1 pseudogene is annotated in these 457 nt (G+C 43.5%); it reads left to right on the plus strand.

The features are described 5' to 3' along the window. Positions 1 to 153: 153 nt before the first annotated feature. Positions 154 to 457 (plus strand): annotated as a pseudogene (locus AAEY62_RS20335) (thiol reductant ABC exporter subunit CydC); the annotation flags it as partial.

Raw genomic sequence — 457 nt, forward strand, 5'->3', positions numbered from 1 at the left:
TTATTGCCCATCGGCTCAATACAGTCAAAAATGCTGAGCAACTTATTGTAATGCACAATGGCAAAATAGCTCAGCAAGGTTGCTTTAATAGCTTAGCGGCTGAAGATGGTGAGTTTGCCACTTTACTGCAAACAGCACAGCAAGGAGCAGTTCATGCATAATTTTATTCGCTTACTAAAACTGTGCCGTCCTCACTACAAAGCTATGTTGTTGGGTACCTTTTTAGCCACAATTACAGTACTTGCTAATGTGGGGTTACTGGCTATATCGGGCTGGTTTTTAGCCTCAATGGCGGCAGCCGGTATTGCCGGTACACAAATGAATTACTTTACTCCAGCGGGTACTATTCGCTTTTTAGCGATTGTACGCACCGCATCACGGTATGGGGAACGCTTAGTAACTCACAATGCTACGTTTTTAATGCTAAGTGAAATTCGCGTTAGTGTGTTCTCTACCC

The organism is Pseudoalteromonas sp. GW168-MNA-CIBAN-0100, from assembly GCF_040309225.1.
Classification (GTDB): Bacteria; Pseudomonadota; Gammaproteobacteria; order Enterobacterales; family Alteromonadaceae; genus Pseudoalteromonas; species Pseudoalteromonas arctica.